At 61.5% G+C, this 21,825-nt stretch carries 17 protein-coding genes; 10 read left to right on the forward strand and 7 right to left on the reverse strand.

Annotated features, from left to right (window positions below):
• Positions 1 to 116: 116 nt before the first annotated feature.
• Entirely contained in the window at positions 117 to 1,361 is a 1,245-nt protein-coding gene (locus ACM5SV_RS28260; RefSeq protein ID WP_012758390.1) for a TCR/Tet family MFS transporter, read from the reverse strand.
• A 399-nt stretch (positions 1,362 to 1,760) separates the two neighbouring features.
• Between ACM5SV_RS28260 and ACM5SV_RS28265 the strand changes: the two genes are divergently transcribed.
• The gene (locus ACM5SV_RS28265; RefSeq protein WP_026157431.1) at positions 1,761 to 2,756 is read left to right on the forward strand and encodes an aldo/keto reductase; all 996 of its coding nucleotides are present in this window, start codon (positions 1,761 to 1,763) and stop codon (positions 2,754 to 2,756) included.
• Positions 2,757 to 2,813: 57 nt separating this feature from the next.
• Here the strand turns inward: ACM5SV_RS28265 and ACM5SV_RS28270 are convergent, their stop codons facing one another.
• Both ACM5SV_RS28270 and ACM5SV_RS28275 read right to left on the reverse strand, forming a co-directional pair.
• Entirely contained in the window at positions 2,814 to 3,734 is a 921-nt protein-coding gene (locus tag ACM5SV_RS28270) for a neutral zinc metallopeptidase (protein WP_017994779.1), read from the reverse strand.
• 76 nt (positions 3,735 to 3,810) lie between these two features.
• A complete protein-coding gene (locus ACM5SV_RS28275) occupies positions 3,811 to 4,341 on the reverse strand; it encodes a DUF2306 domain-containing protein (RefSeq protein WP_017994780.1) in 531 nt (176 codons plus the stop codon).
• A gap of 47 nt (positions 4,342 to 4,388) precedes the next feature.
• Between ACM5SV_RS28275 and ACM5SV_RS28280 the strand changes: the two genes are divergently transcribed.
• Together ACM5SV_RS28280 and carB are read left to right on the forward strand one after the other, a co-directional pair.
• Positions 4,389 to 5,165, forward strand: coding sequence for a LytTR family DNA-binding domain-containing protein (locus tag ACM5SV_RS28280; RefSeq protein ID WP_012758394.1), 777 nt, complete (start codon positions 4,389 to 4,391; stop codon positions 5,163 to 5,165).
• A 269-nt stretch (positions 5,166 to 5,434) separates the two neighbouring features.
• The gene (gene carB, locus ACM5SV_RS28285) at positions 5,435 to 8,923 is read left to right on the forward strand and encodes a carbamoyl-phosphate synthase large subunit (RefSeq protein WP_012758395.1); all 3,489 of its coding nucleotides are present in this window, start codon (positions 5,435 to 5,437) and stop codon (positions 8,921 to 8,923) included.
• Positions 8,924 to 8,999: 76 nt separating this feature from the next.
• Here carB and ACM5SV_RS28290 read toward each other — a convergent pair whose 3' ends face one another.
• Positions 9,000 to 10,454, reverse strand: coding sequence for a UdgX family uracil-DNA binding protein (locus ACM5SV_RS28290; RefSeq protein WP_222004360.1), 1,455 nt, complete (start codon positions 10,452 to 10,454; stop codon positions 9,000 to 9,002).
• Entirely contained in the window at positions 10,454 to 11,686 is a 1,233-nt protein-coding gene (locus ACM5SV_RS28295) for a putative DNA modification/repair radical SAM protein (RefSeq protein ID WP_113545268.1), read from the reverse strand. The genes ACM5SV_RS28290 and ACM5SV_RS28295 overlap by 1 nt, the downstream gene beginning before the upstream one ends.
• A gap of 253 nt (positions 11,687 to 11,939) precedes the next feature.
• Here ACM5SV_RS28295 and greA point away from each other — a divergent pair, with 253 nt between their 5' ends.
• A complete protein-coding gene (gene greA, locus ACM5SV_RS28300) occupies positions 11,940 to 12,416 on the forward strand; it encodes a transcription elongation factor GreA (RefSeq protein WP_012758398.1) in 477 nt (158 codons plus the stop codon).
• Between the two features lie 27 nt (positions 12,417 to 12,443).
• Positions 12,444 to 13,502, forward strand: coding sequence for a glycosyltransferase family 4 protein (locus ACM5SV_RS28305; protein ID WP_222014199.1), 1,059 nt, complete (start codon positions 12,444 to 12,446; stop codon positions 13,500 to 13,502).
• 73 nt (positions 13,503 to 13,575) lie between these two features.
• Here ACM5SV_RS28305 and ACM5SV_RS28310 read toward each other — a convergent pair whose 3' ends face one another.
• Positions 13,576 to 14,910, reverse strand: a complete 1,335-nt coding sequence (locus tag ACM5SV_RS28310; RefSeq protein ID WP_012758400.1) for a dicarboxylate/amino acid:cation symporter — start codon at positions 14,908 to 14,910, stop codon at positions 13,576 to 13,578.
• 224 nt (positions 14,911 to 15,134) lie between these two features.
• Between ACM5SV_RS28310 and ACM5SV_RS28315 the strand changes: the two genes are divergently transcribed.
• Together ACM5SV_RS28315 and ACM5SV_RS28320 are read left to right on the forward strand one after the other, a co-directional pair.
• Complete coding sequence (locus ACM5SV_RS28315; RefSeq protein ID WP_017994784.1) at positions 15,135 to 17,003, forward strand: sensor histidine kinase; 1,869 nt, start codon at positions 15,135 to 15,137, stop codon at positions 17,001 to 17,003.
• Positions 17,004 to 17,007: 4 nt separating this feature from the next.
• Positions 17,008 to 18,354, forward strand: a complete 1,347-nt coding sequence (locus ACM5SV_RS28320; protein ID WP_017994785.1) for a sigma-54-dependent transcriptional regulator — start codon at positions 17,008 to 17,010, stop codon at positions 18,352 to 18,354.
• A gap of 32 nt (positions 18,355 to 18,386) precedes the next feature.
• Here the strand turns inward: ACM5SV_RS28320 and ACM5SV_RS28325 are convergent, their stop codons facing one another.
• A complete protein-coding gene (locus ACM5SV_RS28325; protein ID WP_017994786.1) occupies positions 18,387 to 18,854 on the reverse strand; it encodes an Lrp/AsnC family transcriptional regulator in 468 nt (155 codons plus the stop codon).
• 230 nt (positions 18,855 to 19,084) lie between these two features.
• On the opposite strand from ACM5SV_RS28325, the gene trxB reads away from it, so the two are divergent.
• From trxB to ACM5SV_RS28340, 3 genes are all read left to right on the forward strand, one after another.
• Positions 19,085 to 20,059 (forward strand): thioredoxin-disulfide reductase, encoded by a 975-nt coding sequence (gene trxB, locus ACM5SV_RS28330; protein ID WP_017994787.1) that lies wholly within the window; start codon positions 19,085 to 19,087, stop codon positions 20,057 to 20,059.
• Between the two features lie 22 nt (positions 20,060 to 20,081).
• On the forward strand, positions 20,082 to 20,978 hold the full coding sequence (locus tag ACM5SV_RS28335) for a LysR family transcriptional regulator VtlR (protein ID WP_003561253.1): 897 nt from the start codon (positions 20,082 to 20,084) through the stop codon (positions 20,976 to 20,978).
• Positions 20,979 to 21,531: 553 nt separating this feature from the next.
• Positions 21,532 to 21,825: an ArsR/SmtB family transcription factor gene (locus ACM5SV_RS28340; RefSeq protein ID WP_017994788.1), complete on the forward strand. Its 294-nt coding sequence runs from the start codon at positions 21,532 to 21,534 to the stop codon at positions 21,823 to 21,825.

Raw genomic sequence — 21,825 nt, forward strand, 5'->3', positions numbered from 1 at the left:
CGTCGCCGCAGCTTGCGGCGAAATATCATCCGGGCTTAGATCAAAGCCCTGCAAAGAACTACCCCAAATGAGGCAGATGATGAAAAATTCATCATCGCATCAGCGTTTCTGATCGATCAACCGGCCGCTTCCAGCGCCTCGGCCGGCTCACGGGCCCGGACCCGCAGCAGGAACACACCGGCGGCCACCAGGATGAACAGCGCGGCGGCAAGATAGGGTGCGCCGGCAAAAGTGACAGGCGCCTCAGGCCGCGTGAAATAGGAAAACATCTGGGTGAAGATCAGCGGCCCGACAATGGTGGTGATGCTGCTGAGGCTGGTAAGCGCGCCCTGCAGCTCACCCTGCGCCGAAGGCGGCACCATGCCGGCGGCGATGCTGCGCAGCGGCGGGTCGGCGACGTTTTCGATGACGGTCGCGACGATGACGACGTAAACCACCCAGCCCTCCCAGGCGAAGGCATAGCCGGTCAATCCTGCAGCTGAAAAGCAGAGACCGAGAAGAGCGGTTTTCCACTCGCCGAGCACCGGCACGATCCGCGGCAGGACCAGCCCCATGACGAGCGCGGCGCCGATGCCATAAATGCCGAGCGACAGGCCAATCTGCCCCTCGCTCCAGCCGTAGCGATAGGTCGAGACGAACGCCCAGACCGAGGGATAGACGGCATGCGCCAGGAAGAACAGAAACATAACGAGGCTGACCCAGCCGATGCCGGGATAATGGCGCATCTGGCGCAAAGCGCCGAGCGGGTTGGCGCGTTTCCACTCGAACCGGCGGCGGTTCTTCGCCTCCAGCGTCTCCGGCAGCAGGAAGCAGGCGGCGATGAAATTGACAAGCGATAGCGCGGCCGCGCCGAGGAATGGCACACGCGGGCCGAATTCGCCGAGGACACCGCCGACGACAGGGCCGATGGTGAAACCGACGCCGAAGGCGATACCGATCAGCCCGAAATTCTTCGCCCGGTTCTCCTCCGTGCTGATATCGGCAATATAGGCTGAGCAGGTGGCGAAACTGCCGCCGCTGATGCCGGCAAGCACACGGCCGACGAACAGCATCCAGAAGCTGGTGGCGATGCCGCAGATGAAATTATCGATCGCAAAGGTTAGCACCGAAAGCAAAAGGATCGGCCGGCGGCCGAAACGGTCGGACAGGTTTCCGAGCAGCGGCGCGAACAGGAATTGCATGCCGGCATAGACCAGCATCAGCCAGCCGCCGTCGATCGCCGCATCGCTGACGCTGCCACCGGTCAGCTGCTCCAGATAGGCGGGCAGCACCGGCATGATGATGGCGATGCCGATAATGTCGAGGAAAAGGATGATGAAGACCAGGAAAAGGCCGCGGCGAACGAATTTGGGGTCAAGCATGAGGCATCTCTACAGCGGTTGGTTCTGAAAAGACGATCTCGTCGCCGAGAAAGTGACATAGCTCAGAAAAGAAACCGAAACAATCCGTGAACATTTCAAAGTTTTTGATAATGTTCAACGGGAAATTTATGGGAGGCCTCAACCGGTGGGCGCACGCTGTTGTTCCAGCTTCCGAAAATCGCCAGCCGCCCAGCGGATCGCCGGGGGATGCGTTCCCTTGCAATCGCCGCGACGGCATCCAGATCAGAAGACAAGACCGGTCATTGTGCATTTCCCCGCACAGCCTGTTCGATGCTGTCCAATTATCGCCCGAATGCGAAAGCGGTAGAACGGCGTCCGGCAACGCCACTCGGCGCGGATGCCCGATCCGGCCGCGCGGCGCAAATGAAGGAGAAGACAATGCAGACCTATCGTTTGGGAAAGACCGGACCCGATGTCTCGGCCATCGGCCTCGGCTGCATGGGCATGTCGGGCATGTACGGCCCCTCCGATCGCGCAGAAAGCATCGCGACGATCCATGCCGCGCTCGATGCCGGCATCAACCTGCTCGACACCGGCGATTTCTACGGGATGGGCCATAACGAAATGCTGATCGGCGAGGCATTGAAGGGTCGCAGGCGCGAAAACGCCGTCATCAGCGTCAAATTCGGCGGCCTGCGCGATCCCGTCGGCGGCTGGAGCGGCATCGACGCCCGCCCGGTCGCGGTGAAGAACTTCCTCAGCTATACGCTGCAGCGCCTCGGCGTCGACTATATCGACATCTACCGCCCCGCTCGCCTCGATCCGAACGTGCCGATCGAGGACACGGTCGGCGCCATCGCCGACATGGTCAAGGCAGGTTATGTCAGGCATATCGGCCTGTCGGAAGTCGGCGCCGACACGATCCGCCGCGCCGCCACTGTCGCCCCGATCGTCGACCTGCAGATCGAATATTCGCTGATCTCGCGCGGCATTGAGGAGAAGATCCTGCCGACGACACGCGAACTCGGCATTTCGATCACCGCCTACGGCGTGCTCTCGCGCGGCCTGATCAGCGGCCACTGGCAAAAGGGCCAGGGTGGGACGGCCGGCGATTTTCGCGCCTACAGCCCGCGCTTCCAGGAAGGCAATATCGAGCAGAACCTCGCTCTGGTGGAGAAGCTGCGCGAGATCGCCCAGGCAAAGAGCGTCTCGGTCGCCCAGATCGCCATCGCCTGGGTCGCCGCCAAGGGCAAGGACATCGTCCCGATCATCGGCGCCCGCCGCCGCGACCGGTTGACCGAGGCGCTCGGCTCACGCGCCATCGACCTGTCGCCAGAAGATTTCGCCATCATCGAACACGCCGTGCCGAAAGACGCGGCCGTGGGTGGGCGTTATCCCGAGCATATGCTGCAGCATATGGACAGCGAGAAGTAAGCAAGGGATGGAAGGGGCGGCGATGTGCTTTGTGCCGTGCGCGCCCCTCCTCTCTCCTCAAATTGGGCCGGAGAACGTATCGCAGGCCGACAGCTGGCCGCTGTCGAAACCGCGCTTGAACCATCTGACCCGCTGCTCCGAGGTACCGTGGTTGAAGCTTTCCGGGACGACGTAACCCTGTGACCGCTTCTGCAGCGAATCGTCACCAATCTGCTGGGCTGCGTTCAGCGCTTCCTCCAGATCGCCTGACTCAAGTAGGCCCTTCTGCTGGGTATATTTGCCCCAGATGCCGGCAAAGCAATCGGCCTGCAGCTCGACGCGCACCGACATCTTGTTGGCGTCGGCCTCGCTCATGCGCTGGCGGGCCTGGTTGAACTTCGGCAGGATGCCGAGCAGGTTCTGCACGTGATGGCCGACCTCATGAGCTACGACATAGGCCTCGGCGAAATCACCCGACGCGCCGAAGCGGTCGGAAAGCTCCTGGAAGAATTCGGTATCGAGATAGACCTTGTGGTCGCTCGGGCAGTAGAACGGGCCTGTTGCAGATGATGCGGAGCCGCAGGCCGATGCCGTCGAGCCCGAGAACAGCACGAGACGCGGCTCTTCGTAATTTTGGCCCTGCGCCTGGAAGATGCCCTTCCAGGTATCCTCGGTCTCGGCAAGGACGGTGCGCATGAATGCGGTCATCTCGTCGTTGGCGGGCGTGCGTGTTCCGCCTGACTGGCTCTGCTCGTAGCCAGGACCGCTTGTCGTGCCGCCGGTATCGAGCATCTGCAGCAGATCAATGCCCATCATCTTGAAGATGAAATAGATGACGATGAGGAAGACGATCGTGCCGATGCTGAGGCCGCCACCGGCGCGGCGAACACCGCCGCCGGAAGGAAAGTTGAAGCCGCCGCCGCGGCCGAAACCGCCGCCGGTCGGATCGCTGCGGCGATCCTCGATATTGTCGGACTGACGCCGGCCTTTCCATTCCATCTTCGCTCTCCCCGGCAATGCCTGTGCTTGCGCTCAAGGAGTTATATATCCGTCGGCCGCCGGAATTCCAGCGACTTCATCGGGCAATCAGGCGCCCGCGTCGGCGACGCAGCGCGATTGCGATGAGCATCGAGCCGATCACCGCCGCAGCAAGGACAGCCGGCCATTCCGCGCCGGTGAAGATGACCGCATGCATGATCCGGCCAGGCACGAAAGTGAACAGGCCGGCAAGGACGATGCCGCCGAAATAAAGGCCGGCGACGATGCGCTTGTGCAGACGGATATCGCCGCGGCGGGCCGCCGCGATCGCGTTCCAGCTGCCGACCAGCGTTGCGATCGACAGAAGATGGATCGGACTGAACCCGTAGAAGAGATCGAGCTCATGAATGAAAAAGCTCGATATCGCCGTCATGACCATCAGCGCCATCCAGATCCTGCCGAGCAGCCGGTGCAGCGGCGTGCCCTTGGGGCGCAGCAGGATATAGGCGCCGAGAAGTGCCGCCGGTGTAACAGCGGCGACATGGATCTGAACGGCGAACGGGGCATCGAGGAGCGGTTCGAGGGTCATCAGCGGCATCCGGTTGAATTCGATCGCTCTTTCCGCCAAGACTGCATCTGCCTCAATCCGAACCGCGCGAACGGCAGGAAAACTTCGTGATTCACCTCTTCTTGCAATCCACGCTTCGCGAATTGCAGGTCTTTCTCCACTCCCGGCGTTTCTGGGGAACCTTTGCCGCGATCGTCCTGCTCTTTGCCGTCACCGGCCCCTACGGCACGATGGAAAACATGGCCTTCGGCGAACGCCTCGCCTATTGGCTGAGCCTGCATGCCCTTGCCTGGGTGATCGCCATCCTCTGCGCGGTTGCGGCCGAAAGACTGCTGCGGGGATTGATCGTTTCCATGTTCGCCCGGATGATGGCGGGTTCGCTCATAGCCGCCCTGCCGATCGGTTTTGCCATCGGCCTCGTCGACTATGTCTTCACCGGCGAAGCGACCACGCTCGAAAGCGGCCTGCAGCGCGCGCTTTTTGCGGTGCCGCTCTGCGCCCTCTTCTGCCTTTTGACCTACATGGCGATGAGCCAGAAAATCGCCGAAGCCGCAGCGCCTCAGGAAACCAGCCCCGGCGCCTCGATCCTTGACCGGCTGAAGCCTGAGAATCGTGGCTCGCTGCTGCGCCTTTCCGTTCAGGACCACTATACCGAGGTGGTGACCAGCCGCGGGCGCGAACTGGTGCTCTTACGTTTCGCCGATGCGCTTAGGGAAACCGCCGCGACGCCGGGCCTTCGCGTCCATCGCTCGCACTGGGTGGCCGACGCCCATGTCGAAAGCTTGAAGCGCGACAATGGCAGGCTGCTGATCCTCACCCGCGACGGCAAGGCAATCCCGGTCAGCCGTAGCTATGCCGGGGAAGTGCGCCGCCGCTTCACGTAAAGAAGGCGCGCCAAGCGCTTGACAGGACTCCCGTTTACGCTCTTCCGGAAGCAGGGCGGCGGCGAAATCCGGGTGGCGGTCGTGTCTGACGGGAAATAGCCCTTCGCGCCGTGTTGGATTCCTGTCGATTCCGCGATTTATGGGGTTCCGTTTGCAAATACATTTGCCTATAAGCCGCTTCTAGCCTGAAAAGACCCAGCATGCGCGACCCGACCCGGTGATCTCCCACCCTGGCCGGTTTTCTGCGCAGCCAGAAAACGGAAGCACCCATGCCGAAGCGCCAAGACATCAAATCGATCCTTATCATCGGCGCGGGACCGATCGTCATCGGCCAGGCTTGCGAGTTCGACTATTCCGGCACCCAAGCCTGCAAGGCGCTGAAGGAGGAAGGCTACCGCGTCATCCTCGTCAACTCCAACCCGGCGACGATCATGACCGATCCGGGTCTTGCCGACGCCACCTATGTCGAGCCGATTACCCCCGAAGTCGTCGCCAAGATCATCGCCAAGGAGCGCCCGGATGCGCTGCTGCCGACCATGGGCGGCCAGACGGCGCTGAACACGGCGCTTTCGCTGAAGCGCATGGGCGTGCTCGACCGCTACAATGTCGAGATGATCGGCGCCAAGCCCGCCGCCATCGACATGGCCGAGGACCGCGCGCTGTTTCGCGAGGCGATGGCCCGTATCGGCCTCGAAACCCCGCGCTCGATGCTGGCGAACGCCACCGACATCAAGGACCTCGACCGCAAGACGCACGAGGCCGAGCGCATCAAGCTGCGCGAAAGCCTCTCCGGATCCGACCTCGACAAGGCGCTGGACGAGCTGGAAAACCAGTGGAACCTCGGCGAGAGCGACCGCAAGCAGCGTTACATGAGCCATGCCATGGCAATTGCCGCCCAGGCGATCGACCATGTCGGTCTGCCCGCCATCATCCGTCCCTCCTTCACGCTCGGCGGCACTGGCGGCGGCATCGCCTACAACCGCTCGGAATTCTTCGAGATCGTCGGCGGCGGCCTCGATGCCTCGCCGACCACCGAAGTGCTGGTCGAAGAATCGGTGCTAGGTTGGAAGGAATATGAAATGGAGGTCGTCCGCGACAAGGCGGACAACTGCATCATCATCTGCTCGATCGAGAACATCGACCCGATGGGCGTCCATACTGGCGATTCGATCACCGTCGCGCCGGCGCTGACGCTGACGGACAAGGAATACCAGATCATGCGCAACGCCTCGATCGCGGTGCTGCGCGAGATTGGGGTCGAGACCGGCGGCTCGAACGTCCAGTTCGCCGTCAATCCGAAGGACGGCCGTCTCGTCGTCATCGAAATGAACCCGCGTGTTTCGCGCTCGTCGGCGCTCGCCTCCAAGGCCACCGGTTTCCCGATCGCCAAGATCGCCGCCAAGCTGGCGATCGGCTATACGCTCGACGAACTGGATAACGACATCACCGGCGGCGCAACGCCTGCCTCCTTCGAACCGTCGATCGACTACGTCGTCACCAAGATCCCGCGTTTCGCCTTCGAGAAATTCCCCGGCGCCTCGCCGGTGCTGACGACCGCGATGAAATCGGTCGGTGAAGTCATGGCGATCGGCCGCACCTTTGCCGAATCGCTGCAGAAGGCACTGCGTGGCTTGGAAACCGGCCTGACGGGCCTCGACGAGATCGAGATCCCCGGCTTCGAAGAGGGCGAATCCAGCCAGAACGCTATCCGCGCCGCAATCGGCACACCGACGCCCGATCGCCTGCGCATGGTCGCCCAGGCGCTACGCCAGGGCATGAGCGAAGCTGAAGTCCACGAAGGCTGCAAGATCGATCCCTGGTTCATCGCTGAACTGAAGGCGATCGTCGAGATGGAGGCCCGCATCCGCGAGCACGGCCTGCCGCAGGATGCCACAAACCTGCGCATGCTGAAGGCCATGGGCTTCTCCGACGCGCGCCTGGCGACGCTGACCGGCAAGCGCCCGAAGGAAGTCGCCGAATTCCGTAACAAGCTGAATGTCCGCCCCGTCTTCAAGCGCATCGACACCTGTGCGGCCGAATTCGCCTCGCCGACCGCCTACATGTATTCGACCTATGAGACGCCTTTCGTCGGCGCCGCCCGCTCCGAGGCTGAAGTCTCCGACCGCAAGAAGGTTGTCATCCTCGGCGGTGGCCCGAACCGCATCGGCCAGGGCATCGAGTTCGATTATTGCTGCTGCCACGCTGCCTTCGCCTTGAAGGATGCGGGTTATGAAGCGATCATGATCAACTGCAACCCGGAAACCGTTTCGACCGACTACGATACCTCGGACCGCCTCTATTTCGAGCCACTGACGGCCGAGGACGTGATCGAGATCCTGCGGGCAGAACAGGAAAAGGGCGAAGTCGTCGGCGTCATCGTCCAGTTCGGCGGCCAGACGCCGCTGAAGCTTGCCGAGGCGCTGGAAAAGAACGGCATCCCGATCCTCGGTACCGCGCCTGACATGATCGACCTTGCCGAGGACCGCGACCGCTTCCAGAAGCTGTTGATGAAGCTCGACCTCAACCAGCCGAACAACGGCATCGCCTATTCGGTTGAGCAGGCCCGCATGGTCGCCACCGAAATCGGCTTCCCGCTGGTCGTGCGTCCCTCTTACGTGCTCGGCGGCCGCGCCATGCAGATCCTGCATTCGGAAGGACAATTGCAGAGCTACCTGCTCGATACCGTGCCTGAACTGGTACCTGAGGATATCAAGCAGCGCTATCCCAACGACAAGACCGGCCAGATCAACACCCTGCTCGGCAAGAACCCGCTGCTCTTCGACAGCTACCTCAGCCACGCCATCGAAGTCGATGTCGACTGCCTCTCGGACGGCACCGACGTCTATGTCGCCGGCATCATGGAGCATATCGAGGAAGCCGGCATCCATTCCGGCGACAGCGCCTGCTCGCTGCCGCCGCGCACGCTCTCCAACGAGATGCTAGACGAGCTGGAGCGCCAGGCCAAGGCGATGGCCAAAGCCCTCAATGTCGGCGGCCTGATGAACGTCCAGTTCGCCATCAAGGACGATGTCGTCTACGTGCTCGAAGTCAATCCGCGCGCCTCGCGCACCGTGCCCTTCGTCGCAAAGACCATCGGCGCGCCGATCGCCAAGATCGCCGCCCGCGTCATGGCCGGCGAGAAACTCGATGCCACCTTCGCCGCCTACGGCGAAAAGCCCGATCCGCGCAAGCTGAAGCACATCGCCGTCAAGGAAGCCGTCTTCCCCTTCGCCCGCTTCCCCGGCGTCGACACGCTGCTCGGCCCGGAAATGCGCTCGACCGGTGAAGTCATCGGCCTCGATACCGATTTTGCGCTGGCCTTCGCCAAGTCGCAGCTCGGCGCCGGCGTCGAGCTGCCGCGTGACGGGACGGTCTTTGTCTCCGTCCGCGACGCGGACAAGCCGCGCGTGCTGCCGGCGATCCACATCCTCGTCGAGCAGGGCTTCAAAGTGCTGGCAACCGGCGGCACCGCCCGCTTCCTCGGCGAAAACGGCATCACCGCCACGAAGATCAACAAGGTGCTCGAAGGCCGTCCGCACATCGAGGACGCAATCCGCAACCGCCAGGTCCAGCTCGTCATCAACACCACCGATGGCAACAAGGCGATCTCGGACTCCAAGTCGTTGCGCCGTGCGACGCTGATGCAGAAGGTGCCTTACTACACGACGATGGCAGGCGCCGAGGCCGCCGCCCAGGCGATCAAGGCGCTGAAAGCCGGCAATCTGGAAGTGCGGCCGTTGCAGAGCTACTTCGCCTGAGATACGGAACGCCATCGCTAGATCAGCGATGGCACCTGCCTTGCCATTGGGCATCGCCGGAGGCTTCTGAATCAGTTTATGCAACTGCCAGCATAAGGCGCTGAACTGTCAGCATATCTTCGCGAAATCGTGCCAGTTCCTCCGCTTTCAGCCGCTCGTCGGGAATACGCAGCAGATAGGATGGATGCACCGTTACGAAGAGCGTTCGCCTCTCGTCGATCGCGATCGCTTTCCCCCTGACGTCCTGCAGCCGCTGTTTCGTGTCGGTCAGCGCCGAAAGCGCCGTCGCCCCCATCGCAACCACCAGCTTCGGCTTGATCAGCGCCATCTCCAGATTGAGCCACCAGCGGCAGTGCTTCACCTCACCCATATTGGGCTTCTGATGGATGCGACGTTTGCCGCGCGGCTCATATTTGAAATGCTTGACGGCATTAGTGACGTAAAGCGTTGAGCGGTCGATGCCCGCTTCACTGATCACTTGATCGAGAAGCCTGCCGGCGGGACCGACGAAGGGGCGCCCTGATATATCCTCCTGGTCGCCCGGCTGTTCGCCGACGAACATCACCTCGGCATCGCGCGGCCCCTCCCCGAATACGGTTTGCGTCGCCTTCGCATGAAGCGGACAGCGGGTGCAGGCGGCAGCTTCCGCGCCCAGTGCTTCCAGCGTGCCCGCCGGCGCTTCGGGTTCAGCTGGAATGCTGCGCGCGGCTTCCTGCAGGCGATCGTGAAAGGGCAACGATTGGGTCGCCTCCCGGGCGGCCATGGCCCGCACCTTGCTCTCCGCCGATGCAATCAGCCCAGGGATGAGATCGGCTTCCGGCAGGTTCTTCCAGTATTTTTTCGGCATCTCCGCCTGCATCGCCTTCAACTTCAACCGCGCCGGATTGAAAATGCTGGCGTAGTAAGTGCGCCAGAGGTCATCGGTAGCATCTGTGAGATTGGGTTTTTCACACGGTTCGTCGCTCATCGTCAGCCGCTCGCCGTCCCACGCGGCCGATCCCTTGGGCGTCGCGATCAGCCAGTCCATGTCGGTGAAGCGCCGTTGGAAGAAGGGCGCTGTGCGCCTGACGATATGGTGATCCGGCTCGAACCAGGCGAGGAATTTTCGACGGCCCGCCGACACCGCACCAACCTCCTTGAAGCGGACGAAGGCCGTCATCTTGTGCGCGTCGCGTCGAACGTTTTTCGCCATCAGCCTGGCGCGGGCGACGTCCTCGTCGGAGGCCACTTCAAGCAGTTGCCGGTCCAGCTGCAGCCGCCAGAGCAGCCGGTAAAGCAGGGAAAAGCGCGCCAGGTCGGAATGGCAGAGAACTGTCTCCGCGAGCTCGATGAAGGCGGGCGGCACCGTCATCGGCTTGCGTGCTGCGGCAGACGGAGGCGGCATGGCGTCGTGTTGAAACGCAAAACCCGGCTCAGCGCGTTTTTCGCGCCACTCGATCTCTTCCGGCAGGATGCCGGCAGCCGCGAAAGCGCGCGCGGCGTCACGCCATTCGGCAAGCTCCCCGCGTCCTGAAAGCACGACCCGGCGCATCACAGCAACGACAATTGTTCGGGTTTCGGTTCGAACATGGCGCGAAGGTCGGGGCGCTCGATCAATCGGCGCGGCGACCAGCCTTCCGCCGATATGAAGGATTGGACTTTCTTGATCGAAATGCCGAGCCGCGAAAGATCGTCCAACCGAAGGCGGCGAAAACGACGGGCCGAAACGATCGCTTTGACTGTCTTGGTGCCGAGGCCGGGCACACGCAGCAACCGTTCACGCTCGGCCTTGTTGATATCGACGGGGAACTCGGCCCGGTTGGCGAGCGCCCAGGCAAGTTTGGGGTCGAGGGTGAGATCGAGCATGCCATCCGCCTGGTTCGCGGTGATCTCGTCGATGCCGAAACCGTAGAATCGATAGAGCCAGTCAGCCTGGTAGAGCCGGTGTTCCCGCATCAGCGGCGGCTTGATCAGCGGCAGGTTTTTCGACGAGTCCGGGATCGGGCTGAAGGCGGAATAGTAGACGCGCCTCAGCCCGTAGCTGCTGTAAAGCCGGCCACTGGTCGCAAGGATCGTCGCATCGTTCGCGCCATCGGCGCCGACGATCATCTGTGTGCTCTGGCCGGCCGGCACGAAACGCTGACGCTTCTTCGTCTGCAGCGTCGGTTCGCCGGCGGCCTCGATCTTCAGCCTAAGATCCCCCATCGATCGCCGGATATTGGCAGGCTTCTTTTCCGGCGCGAAACGGGTGATGCCGTGATCGGTCGGCAGCTCGATATTGAGCGACAGCCTGTCGGCATGAAGCCCCGCTTCCTCGATCAGACGCGGCGATGCTTCAGGGATCGACTTCAGATGGATATAGCCGCGGAAGTTATGCGTCACACGCAGTTCGCGGACGATGCGAACCATCTCTTCCATTGTGTAATCGGACGAACGAATGATGCCGGAAGAAAGGAACAGGCCCTCGATATAGTTGCGGCGATAGAATTCCAGCGTCAGCCAGATGACCTCCTCGGGCGTAAAGCGCGCCCGTTCGACATTGCTCGACGAGCGATTGACGCAATAGGCGCAGTCGTAGATGCAGAAATTGGTCAGCAGTATTTTCAAAAGCGAAATGCACCGCCCGTCCGGGGCATAGGCATGACAGATGCCGGATCCCTCGGTCGAACCGAGCCCGCCACTTGCGCGGGAATCACGTTTCACCGTGCCGCTGGAAGCGCAGGAAGCGTCATATTTCGCGGCATCGGAAAGGATGGCCAAGCGTTCTGTTAGCGACTTCTTCATTAGTATGTTCACTATATGTTCCTGCGCCTGAAGTCAATCGGAGCGATCCGATTTCTGCCCATTTTCAAGCTGCATCACCGGCTGTTGGAGCAGGCCGCGTTTCTTTCATGCGAATTTTCTGGAAATCGGGCTTGGCGATCTGCTATAAGCGTCCGACTAAGATTGTGGCACGGTTCCGAAGCTCCCCTTCGGGACCTGTTTTCTTTTGTGTTCGCCGCTGATTATGCGGATACAAGGATTGAAGGACAGAAAAATGGTTGAAAAGGTACCGATGACACCGGGCGGTTTCGTCAAGCTGCAGGAAGAGCTGCGCTGGCGTCAGCAGGAGGAGCGTCCCCGAATCATCGAGGCGATCGCCGAAGCCCGTGCCCATGGCGACCTTTCCGAAAACGCCGAATACCACGCCGCCAAGGAAGCCCAGAGCCATAATGAAGGCCGCATCAGTGAGCTGGAAGACTTGACGGCGCGCGCCGAGGTCATCGACCTCACCAAGATGTCGGGCGACAAGATCAAGTTCGGCGCCAAGGTGAAGCTCATCGACGAGGACACCGACGAAGAAAAGACCTATCAGATCGTCGGCGACCAGGAAGCCGACGTCAAGGCCGGCCGCATCTCCATCTCCTCGCCGATCGCCCGCGCGCTGATCGGAAAGGAAGTCGGCGATTCCATCGAGGTCAATGCGCCGGGTGGCTCCAAGGCCTACGAAATCCTCCAGGTTTCCTGGGGCTGATCGCCCGCCAGCCGCGAGACCCCTCCCTTGCCTGACATCCGTGACGTCGAGATCATTGCGCCCAATTTCAAGCGCCGGCTCTCCGGCGTCACGTCAACTATCGTTCAGCTCATCCCATGCCAGATCCGGCTCGGTATCAAGATCGCGACACTCGGCCCCGGCCTGCCGGACGGCCTGCCGAAACTTAAGGGACGGCAGCTCCTCGGCCTCTGGCGCCCACCGGCGCGCCGGCGCCAGCGTGTCTGGCACGCTCGCCGCAACAACGAGATGGCTGTCGGCATCCTGCTGCGCCATCTGTTGCGCATGCCGCTGAAGCTCCTCTTCACCTCGGCCGCGCAACGCCGGCACACCGCCTATACGAAATGGCTGATCCGTCGCATGGACGCTGTCATCGCGACCAGCGATCGATCCGGCTCGTTCCTCGAGGTGCCGCACACGGTGATCCAGCACGGAGTCGACCTTGCCCTGTTCCATCCGCCGGAAACTGCAGAGGACGGCATCGCCGCCACCGGCCTGCCCGGCCGCCATCTCGTCGGCTGCTTCGGCCGTGTGCGCCATCAGAAAGGCACCGATCTTTTCGTCAGGGCGATGATCGATCTGCTGCCGCAGCATACTGAGTGGACGGCGATCGTCTCCGGCCGGGTGACGGCCGAACACACAGCATTTGGCGACAAACTTAAGGCGGATGTCGCGGCCGCCGGGCTCAGCGACCGTATCCTCTTCCTCGGCGAAGTGCCTGACATCAAGGTCTGGTATCGCCGCCTGACGCTTTACGTCGCCCCTTCTCGCAACGAGGGTTTCGGCCTGACGCCGCTCGAAGCGATGGCCTCGCGCACCGCGGTGGTGGCATCGGACGCCGGCGCCTATGCCGAACTCATCGTCACGGGCGAGACGGGCTCGGTCGTCGCCGCCGGCGATGGCGAGGCGCTGACGCGGGCAATCGCACCCTATATCGCCGATCCCGCGCTGGCGATCGGCCATGGCGAGAATGCGCTGCGGCATGTCAGAGCGAATTTCGCGCTGGAGAAAGAAGCGAGCGCGATCGGCGCCATTTACAACAGCCTTCTCGGCGACAATCGCAGCTGAGGTAGAAAAGAGAAACGGCCCGTTGGATGACGGGCCGTTGCAAGAATTTTAGGACTGCGGACAGTTCGGTCAGTTATTCAGCCGGCTGAAGCCCGGCAGCGGGAGCACTCTCGCCAGTCTGGCCGCCCAGCGCCGCAGCAAGCTGCGCCGTATCCAGCTCATTTTCCCAACGTGCCACGACGATCGTCGCCACGGCATTGCCGACGAGGTTGGTCAGCGCCCGGCATTCCGACATGAATCGGTCGATGCCGAGGATGAGCGCCATGCCGGCGACCGGCACGGAGGGAACGACGGAGAGCGTCGCGGCAAGCGTGATGAAGCCGGCGCCGGTGATGCCTGCGGCACCCTTGGAGCTCAGCATCGCCACCAAGAGCAGCAGGATCTGGTCACCCCAGGAGAGATGGATGCCGGTTGCCTGGGCAATGAACAGGGCCGCCAGCGTCATGTAGATGTTGGTGCCGTCGAGGTTAAAGGAATAGCCTGTCGGAATGACGAGGCCGACGACCGAGCGCTTGCAGCCGGCCTTTTCCATCTTGTTCATCAGCCCCGGAAGGGCGGCCTCCGAAGACGAGGTGCCGAGGACCAGCAACAGTTCTTCCTTGATGTAGCGCAGCAGCGCCACGATCGAGAAGCCGTTGTAGCGGGCGACAGCACCGAGAACAACGAGGACGAAGAGCAGAGATGTGAGGTAGAAGGTGCCGATCAGCATGGCGAGGTTGGCAATCGATCCGACGCCGTACTTGCCGATGGTGAATGCCATGGCGCCGAAGGCACCGATCGGGGCAGCCTTCATCAGGATGGCGACGAGCTTGAACACGGGCGCCGTCAGGGCATTGAGGAAATTGACGACCGGTTCGCTCTTTTCGCCGACCATGGCGAGCGCGATGCCGAAGAGCACCGAGAAGAACAGCACCTGCAGAATATCGCCATCGGCAAAGGCGCCGACGATCGTCGTCGGGATGATGTTGGTCAGGAAACCGACGATGCTCTGCTCATGCGCCTTTGCAGCGTAGCCGGCGACGGCGGCCGGATCCAGCGAGGCAGGATCGATGTTCATGCCGGCGCCGGGCTGGACGACATTGGCGACGATCAGGCCAATGATGAGCGCCAATGTCGAGAATGTCAGGAAGTAGAGCATCGCCTTACCGGCGACGCGGCCGACCTTCTGCAGGTCGCTCATGCCGGCAATGCCGGTCGCAACCGTCAGGAAGATGACGGGGGCGATGATCATCTTGACGAGCTTGATAAAGGCATCGCCGAGCGGCTTCAGCTGGGTGCCGAATTCAGGATAGAAATGGCCGAGAAGGATACCCGCGGCGATAGCCGCGAGAACCTGAACGTAAAGATGGCTATAAAAGGGCTTCTTGCCCTTGCTGTCTGCGACTGCATCGAGTGGTGCTGCGATCATGATGTCCTCCTAATGGCTCGTCCGGAACACACTCCGGCCTCCCGAGCCGTTCGCTTCAAGTCCAACAGCTCAGCCGTTGTTGCCACCTCCTTCGCAATCGGCGTGCCAGTTTTACGCCACCACCCAACATGTTGAATTTATTAAGGAAAAATTTACAGGACTGCTGATAACTAATTAAGAAATGCGGAAATCCGCACAAATCCATTTGCGTTTCGTGCAGAAAAATGCACAGATCCGCCATGTCCGTGTCGCAGAAATTGTGGCCTTCCCTACCCGTGCAACACCGCATCCGCCGGATGTGGTGGGCCTATGCCGCGCTCGCCCTCGTCGCTGTCGTCGCAAGCCTGTGGACCAGCGGCGAGATCGGCCGGCACCGGGCGGAGGCTGCCCTCGAGGAACAGGCCCGCATGGATGCGAGGCTGAATGCGGCGTTGCTGCGCACGGTTCTTGAAAAATACCGGGCGCTTCCCTTCGTGCTGTCGCAAGATACCGCAATCGCCGCGGCACTGGCAGGTAGCGATGTCGGCACGTTCGACCGACTCAGTCAGAAGCTGGAAATGCTGGCAGCGGGCACCAAGGCCGCCGTCATCTATGTCATCGACAAGGACGGCATGGCGGTTTCGGCCAGCAACTGGCGCGAACCGACGAGCTTCGTCGGCAATGACTACCGCTTCCGGGAGTATTTTCAGGGGGCCGTCGAACGAGGACAGGCCGAGCACTTTGCGCTCGGCACGGTCAGCAAGAAACCGGGTCTCTATATCTCCCAGCGGATTTCGGGCAGCAACGGCTTGCTGGGTGTCGTTGTAGTCAAGGTCGAATTCGACGATGTCGAGGCGGATTGGAACGCCTCGGGGACCCCGTCCTACGTCGTTGACGAGCGCGGCATTGTCCTCATAACCAGTCTTCCGTCATGGCGGTTCATGACGATCGGCCGGATCGCCGAAGACCGGCTGACAGCGATCCGCGAAAGCCTTCAATTCGGCGCTGCGCCGCTTCAGCCTCTACCGCTCGACCCCATCAGGAACCTCGGCGACAGCCTTGATGTCGTTGAGATCGTCATGCCCGGCGATGCAGGGAAAACCAGGTTTCTCGATGTCGGGATGCCGGTTCCCGCAACTGGATGGCAGTTACAGCATCTCGTGGCGCTCGGGCCATCCGTCGATGCGGGAATTCGCGAATCCCGCATGCTGGCATTGCTCATACTCCTGCCCCTGCTGGCCGGAGCAGCCTTCCTGTTGCGCCGCCGCCATGCGATCACCCTGCGGATCTCTCGAGAACAGCAAGCGCGGGAGGAACTGGAACGGCGTGTGAGCGAGCGCACACTGGATCTCAGCCAGGCGCGGGATCGGCTGCAGGCTGAAATCATCGGCCACAAGAGCACGGAGCAGAAATTGCAGGCGGTGCAACAGGATCTGGTGCAGGCCAACCGGTTGGCCATCCTGGGTCAGGTGGCCGCCGGCGTTGCCCATGAGATCAACCAGCCGGTGGCGACCATCCGTGCCTATGCCGATAATGCCCGCACCTTCCTCGATCGCGGCCAGACGGCTCCTGCCGGCGAAAATCTCGAAAGCATCGCGGCGCTCACGGAGCGCATAGGTTCGATCACCGAGGAGCTGAAGACCTTTGCCCGCAAAGGCCGGGGCAGCGCCGAACCAACCGGATTGAAGGACGTCATCGAGGGGGCGGTGATGTTGTTGCGCAGCCGGTTTGCCGGCCGCATGGATACGCTCGACATCGACCTGCCGCCCGACGAACTGCAGGTGATGGGAAACCGGATCCGCCTCGAGCAGGTGCTCATCAACCTGCTTCAGAATGCCCTGGAGGCGGTGGCACCGAAGGCCGGAGAGGGTCGCGTCGAGATCAGAACATCAACCGATGCGGGGATGGTAACGGTGACGGTCGCCGACAACGGCCCCGGCATTCCGCCTGATATTCGCAAAGGCTTGTTCACGCCGTTCAATACCTCGAAGGAAAGCGGTCTCGGCCTCGGCTTGGTGATCTCCAAGGATATCGTCGGCGACTACGGCGGCCGGATGGAGGTTGCAAGCGACAGCGGCGGAACCCGGTTCATCGTTCAGCTGAGGAAGGCTTGAGGTCATGGACGCACTGATGCCCGTTGCGCTGATCGACGACGACAAGGACCTTCGCCGCGCCACCGCCCAGACGCTCGAACTCGCCGGATTTTCCGTTTCCGCCTATGACGGTGCGAAAGCTGCGCTGGCGGACCTGCCGGCGGACTTTGCCGGCCCCGTCGTCACCGATATCCGCATGCCGGAGATCGACGGACTGCAGCTCTTCGCCACGCTGCAGGGCATGGATGTCGACCTGCCGGTGATATTGATGACCGGCCACGGCGATATTCCCATGGCAGTTCAGGCGATCCAGGACGGCGCCTATGATTTCATCGCCAAGCCCTTCGCAGCCGATCGGCTCGTGCAGAGCGTGCGTCGCGCAAGCGAGAAGCGGCGGCTTGTTCTGGAAAACCGCATGCTGCGGAAGGCAGCCGAAGATGCGCAGGAGAATTTGCCCCTGATCGGCCAGACGCCTGTCATGGAAAACCTCAGAAACATTCTTCGCCACATCGCCGATACCGATGTGGACGTGCTCGTCGCCGGCGAAACGGGCAGTGGCAAGGAAGTGGTTGCCCAGCTCCTGCATCAGTGGAGCCACCGCCGGAAGGGCAATTTCGTGGCGCTGAACTGTGGCGCCCTGCCCGAAACCGTCATCGAAAGCGAACTGTTCGGCCACGAGGCCGGCGCCTTCACCGGTGCCCAGAAGCGCCGCACGGGACGCATCGAACATGCAAGCGGCGGCACGCTGTTCCTCGACGAAATCGAAAGCATGCCGGCTGCCACGCAGGTCAAGATGCTGAGGGTGCTGGAGATGCGCGAGATCACGCCGCTCGGCACCAATGAGGTGCGTCCTGTCGACCTTCGCGTCGTCGCGGCTGCCAAGATCGATCTCGGGGATCCCTCGGTGCGCGGCGATTTTCGCGAGGATCTCTATTACAGGCTGAATGTCGTGACGATCTCCATTCCGCCGCTGAGAGAACGCCGCGACGATATTCCGCTGCTGTTTTCCCACTTCGCCGCTCGCGCCGCGGAGCGCTTCCGTCGCGATGCCCCGCCGCTTTCACCTGATGTGCGGCGGCATCTCGCCTCGCACACATGGCCGGGCAATGTCCGCGAGCTCTCACATTATGCCGAGCGCGTGGTGCTTGGCGTAGAAGGCGGAGGAGCGGCAGCGGCCCCTCCGCAGCCGACAGGCGAGACACTTCCGGAACGGCTGGAACGCTACGAGGCGGAAATCATTCGCGACGCGCTGTCGGCCAACGACGGCGACGTCCGCCGCACCATCGAGGCGCTCGGCATTCCGAGAAAGACGTTTTACGACAAGCTCCAGCGCCACGGCATCAATCGGGGCGGCTATATTTCGCGCAAGTAGTTGGCGATGACGTTTACTCTGTCGAAGTGGTCTTAGACTTCTACCAGTCCCAGCTTCTTCACCTGCCTGATCGTCAGCATGGTGCGCACGGTATCGACATGTTCGTTCGCCGTCAGCACCTCGATGACGAAATCCTGAAAGCGGGTAAGGTTCTCCGCCACGCAATGCAACAGGAAATCGCTGTCGCCGGAGACCATCCAGGCCTGCCGCACCAGCGGCCATTCGGTGGTGGCGGCGGCGAAGGCCTTGAGATTGCCTTCCGACTGGTGCTTGAGGCCGACCATACAAAAAGCGACGAGGTCGAAGCCGAGCTTCGGGCTGTTCAGCATCGCGTGGTAGCCCTCGATAATGCCGGCTTCCTCGAGCTTGCGCACCCGGCGCAGGCAAGGCGGCGCCGAGATGCCGACGCGATCGGCAAGCTCCACATTGGTCATGCGGCCATCGGCCTGCAGCTCCCGGAGGATCTTTATATCGATGACGTCGAGTTCCGCGCGACCCACATCATTGCCTTTCTTTAATTCTCCGCGGGGAGCTTCTATATAAAGCCGCGGAATACGCAAGAAAGTTTCACGCCGATGACGGATTCTTGCATATCCGGGCGATTTGCCTTGTTGGTAACGCAAGGCTGCCCTTGAATAAAAGCATTGGACGTTCATAAATGGCGCAGGGACGCGAAACGGCCGCAATCGCTACTTAGCCGCCGCCCTTCTGCCAGTCGAAAGGAAATGACATGCCTGCCCGCCACACCAAGGTGCTCATCATCGGTTCCGGACCTGCAGGCTATACTGCCGCGGTCTATGCCGCGCGCGCCATGCTGAAACCGGTTTTGATCGCCGGTCTCGAACAGGGCGGCCAGTTGATGATCACCACCGATGTCGAGAACTATCCGGGCTTTGCCGATCCGATCCAGGGTCCCTGGTTGATGGAACAGATGCTGCAGCAGGCAAAACATGTCGGCGCCGAGATCGTCAACGATCTCGTGACCGAAGTCGACATGAATCAGCGTCCTTTCGTCGCCCGCACCGACAGCGGCCAGGTCTGGACCACCGATACGCTGATCATCGCCACCGGCGCCAAGGCCAAGTGGCTCGGCATCGAGAGCGAGCAGCATTTCCAGGGCTTCGGCGTTTCGGCCTGCGCCACTTGCGACGGCTTCTTCTATCGCAACAAGGATGTGATCGTGGTTGGCGGCGGCAACAGCGCCGTCGAAGAGGCGCTCTATCTCTCCAACATCGCCAAGTCGGTCACATTAGTGCACCGCCGCGACTTCTTCCGAGCCGAGAAGATCCTGCAGGAGCGCCTGTTCTCCAAGGACAATGTCAAGGTTCTGTGGAATACCGAAGTGGCCGAAATAACAGGAACGCCGGCCAAGCCGCCGATGCCGCAATCCGTATCCGGCGCGCGCCTGCGCGACGTCAGAACCGGCACGATCACCGACATGGTGATCGATGGCGTCTTCGTCGCCATCGGCCATGCGCCGGCAACCGAGCTCTTCAAAGACAAGCTGAAGCTGAAGGACAATGGTTATCTCTGGACCGCGCCGGATTCGACTGCAACCAGCCTGGACGGTGTCTATGCCGCGGGCGACGTGACGGATGATACGTTCCGCCAGGCGATCACTGCCGCCGGCCTGGGGTGCATGGCAGCGCTTGAAGCCGAGCGATATCTGACGGGCCACATGCCCGTCGCCGTGGCCGCGGAGTAAGATCGGCATGAGGGGTGGGGGAATGCCATTGGATTGGGACAAGCTGCGTATTTTTCACGCAGCTGCCGAGGCGGGTTCGTTCACGCATGCGGCGGATAAACTGCATCTGTCCCAATCCGCCATCAGCCGCCAGGTCAGCGCGCTGGAGCACGATGTCGGCACCAAGCTGTTTCACCGCCATGCGCGCGGCCTGATTCTGACGGAACAGGGCGAGTTGCTCTACCGCACCGCCCATGACGTGCTGCTGAAGCTCGAAACCGTAAAGATGCAGCTTACCGAAACGACGGAAACCCCGTCTGGCAAACTGCGCGTCACCACGACGGTTGGTCTCGGCCAGGGCTGGCTGACCGACAAGATCCAGGAATTCCTGCAGCTTTATCCCGATGTGCAGATCCAGCTGATCCTCGACAATGAGGAAGTGGATGTGAACATGCGTCATGCCGACTGCGCGATCCGCCTGCGCCAGCCGCAGCAATCCGACCTCATCCAGCGCAAGCTCTTCACCGTGCACATGCATGTCTATGCGGCCCCGTCCTACATCAACCGCCACGGCGAGCCGCAGAAGGTCGAGGATCTCGACAATCACCGCATCATCACTTTCGGTGAGCCGGCGCCGAGTTACCTGCTCGATGTCAACTGGCTTGAGGTCGCCGGCCGCTCGTCCGACAACAAGCGTATTCCGCATCTGCAGATCAACAGCCAGACCTCGATCAAGCGCGCCGCCCTGCTCGGCATCGGCGTCGCCTGCCTGCCGGATTACATCGTCGGCCGCGACCCCGGCCTGATTCAGCTGGCGATCAATGCCGACGTACCCTCCTTCGACACCTATTTCTGCTATCCCGACGAGATCAAGAACGCCGCCAAGCTGAAAGCCTTCCGCGATTTTATCGTCAGCAAGGCCAGAAACTGGAACTTTTAAGCCTGGTTTTATTGATGAATTGCCGACTATGCAGAACACGCATGACTGGCATGCACAAATGAGGGTTGCCGTTTGCCCATTAAACCACCATATCGCACATAGCTGATGCACATGGTGGCTTTTCCTCCCAGTTCCACCGCATTAGCTGTTCCCCTCTGGAGGTTTTTGACCTTCACACTTATAAGGGCCCTGGTTTTCCAGTGGCCCTCTTTTTTTGCCCTTGCTCCCTCGATAAATGCCGCACCGCAAAAAAATTGTGCGACGCATAGCAGACATGCACAAAAAAGCATTGAAACCTGCTCAAGGAAGCACCATATCTCTCTCAGCTGATGCATCTTGTGGTTTCTCTCCCAGTACCACCGCATTAGCTGTTCCCCTCTGGAGGTTTTTGACCTTCACAATTACAAGGGCCCTGGTTTTCCGGTGGCCCTCTTTTTTTGCCTAAAATTTGCGCACTCACTAAACACCGCAGCCTCACGCCTCCGTGATTTGCATATCGAAGGCTGACGATCGATATATCGGTCAGACACGATTTATAGTTCGGCGAACGACGATGGACAAAGACGAAATTATTAAGGCGCTCGCCCATCCCGCCCGGATGGACATTCTCAACTGGCTGAAAAATCCCGAGGAGCATTTCCCCTCGCAGGAGCATCCTTTCGAAATGGGCGTCTGCGCCAGCCAGTTCGAGCGCTGCGGCCTGTCGCAGTCGACTGTCTCGGCCCATCTCGGCACGCTGCATCGCGCCGGCCTCGTCACCACCAAACGCGTCGGCCAGTGGATCTTTTACAGGCGCAACGAGGAAACCATCGCCGCCTTCCTCAAGCAACTGACGCAGGATCTTTAG

Source organism: Rhizobium sp. CRRU65 (assembly GCF_048551595.1).
GTDB lineage: Bacteria > Pseudomonadota > Alphaproteobacteria > Rhizobiales > Rhizobiaceae > Rhizobium > Rhizobium leguminosarum_J.

What these genes read in the sequence shown, in the direction of transcription:
- carB (WP_012758395.1), top strand. Translation starts at nt 5,435, where the DNA reads ATGCCGAAGCGCCAAGACATCAAATCGATCCTTATCATCGGCGCGGGA.
- ACM5SV_RS28290 (WP_222004360.1), bottom strand. Translation starts at nt 10,454, where the DNA reads ATGCGCCGGGTCGTGCTTTCAGGACGCGGGGAGCTTGCCGAATGGCGT.
- ACM5SV_RS28265 (WP_026157431.1), top strand. Translation starts at nt 1,761, where the DNA reads ATGCAGACCTATCGTTTGGGAAAGACCGGACCCGATGTCTCGGCCATC.
- ACM5SV_RS28315 (WP_017994784.1), top strand. Translation starts at nt 15,135, where the DNA reads ATGCACAGATCCGCCATGTCCGTGTCGCAGAAATTGTGGCCTTCCCTA.
- trxB (WP_017994787.1), top strand. Translation starts at nt 19,085, where the DNA reads ATGCCTGCCCGCCACACCAAGGTGCTCATCATCGGTTCCGGACCTGCA.
- ACM5SV_RS28270 (WP_017994779.1), bottom strand. Translation starts at nt 3,734, where the DNA reads ATGGAATGGAAAGGCCGGCGTCAGTCCGACAATATCGAGGATCGCCGC.
- ACM5SV_RS28320 (WP_017994785.1), top strand. Translation starts at nt 17,008, where the DNA reads ATGGACGCACTGATGCCCGTTGCGCTGATCGACGACGACAAGGACCTT.
- greA (WP_012758398.1), top strand. Translation starts at nt 11,940, where the DNA reads ATGGTTGAAAAGGTACCGATGACACCGGGCGGTTTCGTCAAGCTGCAG.
- ACM5SV_RS28260 (WP_012758390.1), bottom strand. Translation starts at nt 1,361, where the DNA reads ATGCTTGACCCCAAATTCGTTCGCCGCGGCCTTTTCCTGGTCTTCATC.
- ACM5SV_RS28335 (WP_003561253.1), top strand. Translation starts at nt 20,082, where the DNA reads ATGCCATTGGATTGGGACAAGCTGCGTATTTTTCACGCAGCTGCCGAG.
- ACM5SV_RS28310 (WP_012758400.1), bottom strand. Translation starts at nt 14,910, where the DNA reads ATGATCGCAGCACCACTCGATGCAGTCGCAGACAGCAAGGGCAAGAAG.
- ACM5SV_RS28295 (WP_113545268.1), bottom strand. Translation starts at nt 11,686, where the DNA reads ATGAAGAAGTCGCTAACAGAACGCTTGGCCATCCTTTCCGATGCCGCG.
- ACM5SV_RS28340 (WP_017994788.1), top strand. Translation starts at nt 21,532, where the DNA reads ATGGACAAAGACGAAATTATTAAGGCGCTCGCCCATCCCGCCCGGATG.